This is a genomic window from Streptomyces sp. NPDC005728 (assembly GCF_040630895.1).
Taxonomy (GTDB): Bacteria; Actinomycetota; Actinomycetes; order Streptomycetales; family Streptomycetaceae; genus Streptomyces.
Map to the genome: position 1 here is coordinate 26,616 of NZ_JBEXYL010000082.1, position 9,330 is coordinate 35,945.

Annotated in this window: 8 protein-coding genes; 3 read left to right on the top strand and 5 right to left on the bottom strand. The window is 68.0% G+C overall.

From position 1 onward, the window contains the following. Positions 1-93 precede the first annotated feature (93 nt). The 5 genes from ABZ471_RS36775 to ABZ471_RS36795 all read right to left on the bottom strand — a co-directional run bounded on the left by ABZ471_RS36775 (position 94) and on the right by ABZ471_RS36795 (position 5,933). Positions 94-1,167, bottom strand: a complete 1,074-nt coding sequence (locus ABZ471_RS36775) for a hypothetical protein (protein WP_359072757.1) — start codon at positions 1,165-1,167, stop codon at positions 94-96. A 544-nt stretch (positions 1,168-1,711) separates the two neighbouring features. Beyond that, entirely contained in the window at positions 1,712-2,404 is a 693-nt protein-coding gene (locus ABZ471_RS36780; protein WP_359072758.1) for a TetR/AcrR family transcriptional regulator, read from the bottom strand. A gap of 62 nt (positions 2,405-2,466) precedes the next feature. Continuing rightward, positions 2,467-3,990: an AMP-binding protein gene (locus ABZ471_RS36785; RefSeq protein ID WP_359072759.1), complete on the bottom strand. Its 1,524-nt coding sequence runs from the start codon at positions 3,988-3,990 to the stop codon at positions 2,467-2,469. A 61-nt stretch (positions 3,991-4,051) separates the two neighbouring features. Further along, on the bottom strand, positions 4,052-4,699 hold the full coding sequence (locus tag ABZ471_RS36790) for an HAD family phosphatase (protein WP_359072761.1): 648 nt from the start codon (positions 4,697-4,699) through the stop codon (positions 4,052-4,054). A gap of 34 nt (positions 4,700-4,733) precedes the next feature. After that, entirely contained in the window at positions 4,734-5,933 is a 1,200-nt protein-coding gene (locus ABZ471_RS36795; protein WP_359072763.1) for an acetyl-CoA C-acyltransferase, read from the bottom strand. Between the two features lie 309 nt (positions 5,934-6,242). Here ABZ471_RS36795 and ABZ471_RS36800 point away from each other — a divergent pair, with 309 nt between their 5' ends. From ABZ471_RS36800 to ABZ471_RS36810, 3 genes are all read left to right on the top strand, one after another. Continuing rightward, entirely contained in the window at positions 6,243-7,082 is an 840-nt protein-coding gene (locus tag ABZ471_RS36800; protein ID WP_359072765.1) for an alpha/beta hydrolase, read from the top strand. 46 nt (positions 7,083-7,128) lie between these two features. Further along, positions 7,129-7,950, top strand: coding sequence for a hypothetical protein (locus ABZ471_RS36805; protein WP_359072767.1), 822 nt, complete (start codon positions 7,129-7,131; stop codon positions 7,948-7,950). Between the two features lie 577 nt (positions 7,951-8,527). Then, positions 8,528-9,193: a hypothetical protein gene (locus ABZ471_RS36810; protein ID WP_359072768.1), complete on the top strand. Its 666-nt coding sequence runs from the start codon at positions 8,528-8,530 to the stop codon at positions 9,191-9,193. Positions 9,194-9,330 lie beyond the last annotated feature (137 nt).

The following is a 9,330-nucleotide window of genomic DNA, read 5'->3' on the forward strand; positions in this document are numbered from 1 at the left end:
CCCGTCGCCGTGGGGCGAACGGCTTGTCACACACCCTGACGCGGCGGCACTTCTGCCAGCGACTGCGGGAGGGTGTGTGACAGGCCCGGCAGCTCATTGGATCAGGTCGGTGTGCGGATGCTCGGGGGAGGCCGGGCAGATGTAGATCTGCATGTTGTCGGTGCTGCCGACTGCGACCTTGGTCGGCCGCGAGGGGCTCTGGCCACAGCAATGACCGGCAGCGTTGGCGGCGGCCTGTTCTTCGCAAGGCGCCCAGCTGTGTCCCTCACCACCGTCCCATTCGCCGGAGGCGATGGTCAGCAGCGGGACCATCTGCACCTCACAGACAGTGCAGTATCGGGGGTTGGGATCGGTGCGGCCCCACGGCGGCCAGCCGCCGGCCTTCCAGCCGGGCGCGTCCGCCAGATGGATGTCGTAGAAGTCCCGCGGCCAGTCCGCGTAGGAGCTGTCCACGTCGGCGCCGGCTGCCTGCCATCTGCTCCAATCCTCCACCATCAGCCGCATCTGCGGGCTCAGATCGAGGCTGTCGGGGTACTCGGTGATCGCTTCCGGTGCCAGCACGCACGGCTCCGGCAGATAGCCGTCATCGTTCACCTCGTACGGTTCGGGCGGTGTGGCGAGGATGTCGACGACCTCAGCGGCGGACCGCCAGAACAGTGCGGTCGACGGCTTGTGATGCGGATCGTGGTCGTAGGGGCACCACAGAACCTGGAGCAGATCGGCCTGTCCGGGCGGCCGCAGCAGGGGTATGTCGCGCAGATACAGCTGGGCCACGGGCAGCATGGGGACCGGGCAGTCCGCGGGCGGCGGGCCAGCGGCGAATCGCTCCGCGAGCCTCGCGGCGTTCCGCTCCTTGATCGCCGCCTCCTCGGGCGTTGTCCCAGGACCATCGTGATCACCGTGCCACCGGGCCCGCATGCGCCTCATGAGCCGCACGTCGTCCGGCGACTGGCGGAACCCGCTGTCCACGTGCAGGTGCGAGGCTTCGCAGTGTGGCCATGGCTCTTCCGCCGGCCACAGCAACGGCCCCCCGACCGAGCTCTCCCCGACCGAAGGCGACCCGGGACGAGGGTGCAACCGAATCGCAGGACGTGCCAACGGCGCCAGCTCGGGAAAGACCGCGGTCACGTCGACGGGCCGCGGCGGAGTAGTACGTACGAAAACCATGCCGGTGATCCTGTCACCAGCCACTGACAACCCCTGGCCGCCTCAACCAGCTTCGGTGACGACGGTGTTCAGCTGGTCAAGTCCAACGCATGCAGCCCGGCCACAGCGACAGCAAGCCCGCCCATGTGACAACCAGCGTGCTTCGGCCCAGCCATCACTCGATCAGTGGCCACTCTGAAAGAGCTCACAGAGAAGGCCGCCTGGACCCACTGAGCTGCGGGCGGAGGAATCCCGTTCGGCAACCCCGGGCTCGCCGACCGGATCACCAAGGAGCTGGGCGAGGTCCGTAACGCCACAAGGTTCCGCCGTGGCGCGGGGCCGAGTTGAATTGAACCCCGACCATTCCTCCTGGTCAGCGGCGCTCATTGAACTTTCTGCTGATGGAATTCAGCGTCCACCGTTGGGAAAGCACATTGCGCACAGGGGTGTTGAAGACTGGATCGCCAAGGTCAAGACGGCGGTGAACTCCGCCGCTGCGCGGCTCCGCTACAAAGATGAGCTGACCCCCTGCTGGAGCAGGGGGTCAGCGCTCAAGAGCGACGGATCAGCGGTGGCCAGGGAACCGCAGGGCGTTCGCCCAGAGCCGGGTGACCGTGGAGACGAGCTCGTCGAAGTCCACCGGCGCGCCTTCTCCTTGCCGTTCGCCGAGCACGAAGGCGTTGTAGGCCATGACGCTGACCATGCCCGACAGCGCACGGGAGGCCGTCAAGGGATCGACCTCGCGGTCTGCGACACCCCGCGCCTGCAGGTCGGCGATGCCGCGGGCGTTGCGGCGGATGAACGCGTCCGCGCGCCGGCTCCGGAACTCACGGAACTCCGGCTCCACCTGCGCGACCTGCTCGAGCAGGGCCATCAGCTGCGCATTCCGTTTGTATGCCTCGAGATACGCGCGATTGCTCGCCTCGAGGACCACATAGGGATCGTCGGTACCCTGCACCCGGCTCATGCCGGGGTGCAGCATGTCCTCCTGAGCCTCCAGGAGAACGGCGGCAAGCACCTCTTCCTTGTTGGCGAAGTAGGTGTAGAAGGATCCCGCCGCGCACTGAGCCTCTTTGGTGATGTCGGTCAGGCGGGTGTCGAGGTAGCCATCCCGTTCGAACACCTTTCGCGCGGCCTTGACCAGAGCGGCCCGTGTCCGCGCTCCGCGCTTTGTCGTGGGCAGCTCGCGCAGGTGCGAGACAGGCGCCATGGGCGGTGCCTTCTCGCCGCCGATCTCCTCGGGCGCAGTGGTGTCCATCCCCGGAACTTTACTTGAATCCGACGCCATAGTCATAAGCGTCCCGTCGAAGAAAGACATGCTCAGCGGGGGGTGGCAGCGTCGCCGGGCGCAGTGTCACGGGTCAGGGCGGTACGGTCGATGGACCGCTTGAGGATCTTCCCGGTCGGGCCCTTGGGCAGCGCGTCGACGAATCGGACAATACGGGGGATCTTGTAGGCGGACAGTCGCTCTCGTGCCCAGCTCGACACCTCGGCGGCACCGAGCACGGAACCGGGCCGGGCGGCGATGAGCGCGGCGACCTCCTCGCCGTAGTGCTCGTCGGGAACGCCGATCACGGCTGCCTCGACGATGTCCGGATGCTCGTAGAGAACTTCCTCGACCTCACCGGGATAGACGTTGTAACCGCCGCGGATGATCAGGTCCTTGACGCGGTCGACGATGCGCAGGTCACCGTCCGTGTCGGTTTCGCCGAGGTCGCCGGTCCGGAACCAGCCGTCGGACGAGACTGCCGCGGCGGTGTCCGCGGGCCGGTTCCAGTAGCCGCGCATCACCGTGGGCCCCTTGATGTGGACCTCTCCGACCGTACCCGGCGGGCACTCGTTGTCGTCGTGGTCACGCACCTGAACCTGCAGCCCCGGGACCGCCCTGCCGGTGTACCCGATCCTGCCGCCGCGGTCGATGTCGTTGAAGGTGCCGAACGCGGTGGTCTCGGTGAGCCCGTACCCTTCGAGGATGGTGCAGCCGAAGCGGGCCTCGAAGGCCCGGGCGATCTCCCCGGGCAGCGATGCGCCGCCGGAGACGGCGACACGGAGCCCGGCGAAGTCCGCCGGGTTCGCGTCGCCCGCCGCATGCAGCAGCGCGTTCCACATGGTCGGCACGCCGGCCATGATGGTGAGCCGGTCGCGGCGCAGCATGTCCAGCATCGACACCGGGTCGAATCGGGCCAGCAACGACATCGAACCGCCCACGGTCAGGGTCGCCATCATGACCGATGCCTGGCCGAACACGTGGAACAGGGGCAGTCCGGTGCCGGTACGGTCGGCGCTCGTGGCGCGGCTGCACTCGGCGCCGATCTCCCCGGCGGACAACAGATTGCCGACAGTGAGTTGGGCTCCCTTCGGCCGCCCTGTGGTGCCCGAGGTGTAGAGGATGGCCGCGGTCTCGTCGCGGTCCCGGTCGACGACGTCGGCAGGGGTTGCGTCGGTGACCGACGCGCCCGGGGACAGCGTCCGGAAGGGCACCTTGAGCGCCGCGGCCGCCTCGGCGACGGCTGGGCCGAGGGTGTGCCATGCGATCGCCGACGAGCACCCGGCGTCGCCGAGAACGTACTCGGCTTCGGCCCGGGTGGACATCGTGTTGACCGGTACCACGACACAGCCCGCGGCCTGAATTCCGAGGTAGGCCACCACGAACTCGGGCACCGACGGCGCCGCGAGCAGCACCCGGTCCCCGGGGGACAGCCCTGCGGCGGCCAAGGACCCCGCGTACCGTGCGCTCGCGTCGCGCAGCTGAAGGTAGGTCCACTGATCCGCGGCACCACGCAGTGCGATGTTGCCCGGGGTGGCGGCCGCGTGGCGGCACACAGGATCGATAACGCTGGTCATGGGCGGTGCCTTCCGGGATGTGAGCAGGTGATGGCTCGCGATCGGTCGATCGATCGATCGGTCAGGCGGTGATCCCGAAGCGTTCGGCGAGCTGGCGGCGGGTGTCGGCGGCACTGGTGTGCAGTACGCCCCCGATTCCGATCCGTGCGGCTCCGTCGAGGTTCTGCTGCAGATCGTCGATCATGACCGCCTCCTCGGGGTCGATGCCGAGGCGTTCACATGCGATCGCGTAGATCCGCCGGGAAGGCTTGCGGATCCCGACCTCGGCGGAGATGACCACGGCATCGGCGACGGCGGCGAGGTCGACGCCGTCGTAGGTTCCGGTACCGAACGAATTGGATACGAGCGCCACGGGATGGCCGGCGGCGCGGAGATCACCGAGCAGCGCGAGCATGTCCTGATCGATCGACATTCCCGCTTGCATCCGGGCCGTGAGCCCCTCGGCCGGTACGTCGGCGCCGTGGACGCGGAGACGCTCGGCGAATCCTCGCTCGAAGGCTTCGGCGTCGATACGGCCGCACTCGTGGTCGGCCAGGAGGGTGCGTGAGGGCTGGTCCCGGGCGAGGAGGTGCAGCGGCAGGCGCGGGTCGCCGCCGAGCGAGGCGCCGAAGTCGGTGAAGGCCCGCAACACACTGGAGGTGATGACCCCGCCGAAGTCCACCAGGACCGCGGTCCGGGTCTTTTCCACCACGTTCGACACGGTGTCCATGCCTCTCTCTCGTTGTCGGCTTCCAGTGCCGGGCTCAGGCGACCTCGAACAGCCCGGCTGCGCCCATTCCGCCGCCGACGCACATGGAGATCACCACGTACCGGACACCGCGGCGCTTGCCCTCGATGAGGGCATGCCCCACCAGTCGGGCACCGGTCATTCCGTACGGATGACCGACCGAGATCGCGCCGCCGTTGACGTTGAACCGCTCCGGATCGATGTGCAGTTCGTCGCGGCAGTACAGCGCTTGGGAGGCGAACGCCTCGTTGAGTTCCCACAAGCCGATGTCGTCGACGCCGAGATTGTGCTGCTTGAGCAGTTTCGGAATGGCGAACACCGGACCGATGCCCATCTCGTCCGGCCCGCAACCGGCAACGGTCATGCCTCGGTAGACGCCCAGCGGTTCCAGTCCGCGACGCTCGGCCTCCTTCGACTCCATCAACACCGACGCCGAGGCCCCGTCCGACAACTGGGAGGAGTTGCCCGCCGTCACGCTGGAGTGCGCGCTCACCTGGCCGTCGGGCAGCACCGGCGCCAACCCGGCCAGGCCCTCGAGCGTCGTCGACGGGCGGTTGCCCTCGTCCCGGACCAGGGTGACCTCCTCGTCCCGCACCTCCCCGGACTGCTTGTCGAGGACCTTCTTGACGCTGCTGAGCGCGACGATCTCCCGGTCGAACCGGCCGGCCTCCTGCGCCGCCGCGGTGCGCTGCTGTGACTCAAGCGCGAACTCGTCCTGACGTTCCCGGCTCACGCCGTACCGTTCGGCGACGATCTCTGCCGTGTGCAACATCGGCATGTAGATGCTCGGCTTGTGCTCGACAAGCCAGGGATCCGCCATGCGATGGGTGTTCATGTGGTCGTTCTGCACCAGGGAGATCGACTCGACACCGCCGCCGACAGCGACCTGCATGCCGTCCGCGACGATCTGCTTGGCGGCCGTCGCGATGGCCATCAGCCCCGACGAGCACTGCCGGTCGATCGTCATCCCGGACGCGGTGTCCGGAAGTCCGGCACGCAGAGCGGCCTGGCGCGCGACGTTGAAGCCGGAGGACCCCTGCTGCGCGGCGCAGCCGAGGATCACGTCCTCGATCTCGCCTCCCTCGAGCCCGGCGCGCTGTACGGCGTGCGCAAGGGCATGGGCAGCAAGTTCCTGCGACTGAGTGTCGTTGAACGCGCCGCGGTACGCCTTGCCGATCGGCGTCCGTGCCGTCGAAACGATGACTGCTTCCCTCATGTCGCCTCACTGCTTCCTGTAGGTCCGGTTCGTCCGGGAACTTCGGGGCCAGAATTCCGGCCACTGTGAGCCGGGCTCGATGCCGGTGGGCGGTGCCGAACGCCAACTACGGCGCGGGGAGGGCTCATTGACCGTCTCCACCGGTGACCGATGACGTGAGTCATGGCCGCAGGGGCGACGGGAGCCGGCCTCCCGACCGGTTATAGTTGAATTCGGCGTCATGTTCAACCAAGCGACTCATGCTCGCGACCTTGACAGCCCGCCTTCCTGCCTGAAGGCTACCGACCAGTCGGTATGAAGAGGTGGATCGTGACCGAGCTGAGCATCTCCACAGGTGCGGGTGTGTTCGACGCGATCGTGGCGGGTCCGCCCGAGGGCCGCCCGGTGCTGCTGCTGCACGGCTTCCCGCAGACAGGGCTGGCGTGGCAACGGCAGATCGCCGCGTTGGCCGCGCACGGCCACCGGGTGGTGGCACCCGACCAGCGCGGGTACTCCCCGGGCGCCCGCCCCCAGCGGCCCGAGGACTATCGCATCAGCCTTCTCGTCGACGACGTGGTCGCGATCACCGAGGAACTGGGCTGGACGGCCTTCGACCTGGTGGGGCATGACTGGGGAGGTGCGGTGGCCTGGTGGACCGCTGACGCCCACCCCGCCCGCGTACGCACCCTGACCGTTGTCTCGACCCCGCACCCCGGCGCTCTGGCCGCCGCCCTGCGCACCGACCAGGATCAGCGCAGCCGCTCGCACTACATGATCGACTGGCGCGAAGCACCCGCGACCGAAGAGCGCATGCTGGCCGATGATGCCCGAGAGCTTCGCGCCCTCTACGCCGGAAAGGTCCCGCAGGACAGTGCCGAGGCCTATGTGCAGCACCTGTCGCGGCCAGGCGCTCTCACCGCTGCGCTGAACTGGTACCGGGCGGGCCGTCCCGACGGCACCATCGGCGTCATCGACGTGCCCACGCTGTACGTCTGGAGCACGGAGGACAGCGCGTTCGGCCCGGCGGCCGCACAGGAGACCCGGCGGTGGGTCAACGGGCCGTACCGGTTCGAGACCCTTCAGGGCGTCAGCCACTGGGTCCCCGAGGAGGCGCCCGACATGCTGAGCCGCCTGCTGCTCGAACACCTGCGAGCGCACGGCGAGTACTGAACCGCGGCCAACACCCCGTTCCTCGACTCTCCGAAGAGGTCACCCCATGAAGACAGCGCGCGCGGCCTGGCGCCGCCTCGAGCCCGTGCACGGCATGATCTACTTCGTCCCCGAGGCAAGGCGACGGTACGCGGACCTCGGACTGAGGGGACGCGCAGGGTACTTCGCCTCCCGCAGCGCCGCCTTCGGCCGAGCCTCCGCCGAACTGGTCATCTCGACCTTCTACAACTTCAACCCCGATTTCGTACGGCAGGCGGTCGACGGGGCTTGGGACGCAGCGTCGCCGCACCAGGTGCTGGACGCGCGGTACGCCGCGGTCGGCGAAGCCCTGCGGCGGGCGGGAATCCATGAGCTGCCCAACCTCAACGAGGTCCTGGCACTGACCCGCCGGGCTGCCGAGGCGGCCTGCGAACACCCGCAGGGCCGCCCACTGTTCGCCGCGCATGCCGCACTGCCCTGGCCGGACGATCCGGTACTGCAGCTGTGGCACGCCCAGACGCTGCTCCGGGAGTTCCGTGGAGACGGCCATGTCGCGTGCCTGCTGAGCGAGGGCGTCGGGGGCCTGGAGGCCCTGGTTCTGCACGCCGCCACCGGTGAGGTTCCCGTCGGCCTCCTCAAGTCGAGCCGCGCATGGCCCGAGGAGGAGTGGGCCGACACCGAGGAGCGCCTGCGCGAGCGAGGACTCCTCGACGGCGACTCCCTCAGCTCGGACGGCGTACTCCTGCGGCAGCACATCGAGGACCGCACCGACCTCCTGACCCTTCCCGCCTACGGCGTCCTGGGTGACGCCGACTGTGAGCGTCTCGCCGAACTCGCGAGCCCCTTCGGCCGCGCCGTCGTCGAAGCGGGACTTCTCAAGCTTGGCTGACCGGGGCGCAGCCAACCGATCGGCGGACCCGGCTCGCCGGTCGGGACCCGCGGGGTTCGTACGCCTGACACTCGGAGTGGCGTCCGCAGCAGCTGACACGGCCGGTGCAGCGAAGCCCATGCCACACCTGAAGCGAGAGCGCCGGTTTCGTCTCAAGCAGCGGCAAGCACAGCGGCAAGCCGCTGAGCCACGCGGCCCCGAACGACGCAACACACACCGTCGCGTCCCCCACCGACCGAGCCCTCGGATCGCGTTGCGCAAGCCAGTCGTAGGCGTCGCCCGTGGCGCACATGGGCCCCGAAGCCGTCTACGCAGGTTCGAATTCTGCCGGGGGCACCCTTTATGAGGTGCCCAAAGACCCCGTCACCAGCGAGAATGCTGAGGCCGGGGTCTTCGCGTATGTGCAGGCGTATGCAGCTCGGAGCGGGCGTATGTCGAGGTCTGTGGACTAGGCGTGGACGGGATCTTGGGGCGTTGCCGCAGGTGAGTCGCACTCTTCGCAGCTCTCAGGTTTGGTTCGACTCTCACGCGCCAGGCAGCAACCTGACATGTCAGAGGTGTGCGCTTGGATGAGCAGGTGACCGTTCATGATGTTGCTCGGCAGCTGCCTGAGATAGCCGTCCTCCGTGAGCACTGCCGTTCCCTGGCCATGCTGGAGGCAATCCTGAGCCCTGAGTGGGCGGACCGGTATCACTCCTTCAACGACCACTGGTCCGAGAGCGAGTCGATGGCCTCGATGCGGAACGGATCGGGCGACGAGTACTCGATCGTTTCCTCGGATGCCGGCACCTACGTCCGCGGGTTCGATCACGAATCACCTATGAGCCCCTATGCAGAGGACGGGCCATGGCCCGGAGTGCTCGACGAAGTTCCCGACGTCTTCCGACCGTGCGTTGAGGAACCGGCGTTCTCCGATGAGGACGGGATGCCTCTCGTCACCGCGTGCATGTGGCGAGAGACGGGAGACGATGTCTGGAAGACAGGGACGATCGACTTCCCTGATGGGGAAGCAGAAGACCCGGACGGCGCTGGGTATCTCTTCCGACTGCTGGTGGACCGCTCGCCGGAAGCGTTTCAGCGATGGGCCGAGGACTACTACGAGGTCCCGGTGGCCGTGGAGGCCGTTCGCCACGTCCTTTCTTCCCGTCCCCTGACCGATGAAGTGGTCAGCGCACTGAACTCAGAGATCACCCTGGCCGACCTTGCGAAGGACATCGCGGAGATTGGCTATCCGCTGCGCTAGACAGTCAGCAACAGCGAGGCCCCTGGACACGATGCCAGGGGCCTCGGAGACGGTCGGGTCTGCTGCAGGTTTGGGTGACAGGTGTGACCTGCCCCACCTCTGAGGTTCCAGTTCTGGTGGCTAACTGACAGCCCTTC

Bases quoted from the DNA above. Each gene is read 5' to 3' on its own strand.
- ABZ471_RS36795 (WP_359072763.1), bottom strand. From the start codon at position 5,933: ATGAGGGAAGCAGTCATCGTTTCGACGGCACGGACGCCGATCGGCAAG.
- ABZ471_RS36785 (WP_359072759.1), bottom strand. From the start codon at position 3,990: ATGACCAGCGTTATCGATCCTGTGTGCCGCCACGCGGCCGCCACCCCG.
- ABZ471_RS36775 (WP_359072757.1), bottom strand. From the start codon at position 1,167: ATGGTTTTCGTACGTACTACTCCGCCGCGGCCCGTCGACGTGACCGCG.
- ABZ471_RS36805 (WP_359072767.1), top strand. From the start codon at position 7,129: ATGAAGACAGCGCGCGCGGCCTGGCGCCGCCTCGAGCCCGTGCACGGC.
- ABZ471_RS36790 (WP_359072761.1), bottom strand. From the start codon at position 4,699: ATGGACACCGTGTCGAACGTGGTGGAAAAGACCCGGACCGCGGTCCTG.
- ABZ471_RS36780 (WP_359072758.1), bottom strand. From the start codon at position 2,404: ATGGACACCACTGCGCCCGAGGAGATCGGCGGCGAGAAGGCACCGCCC.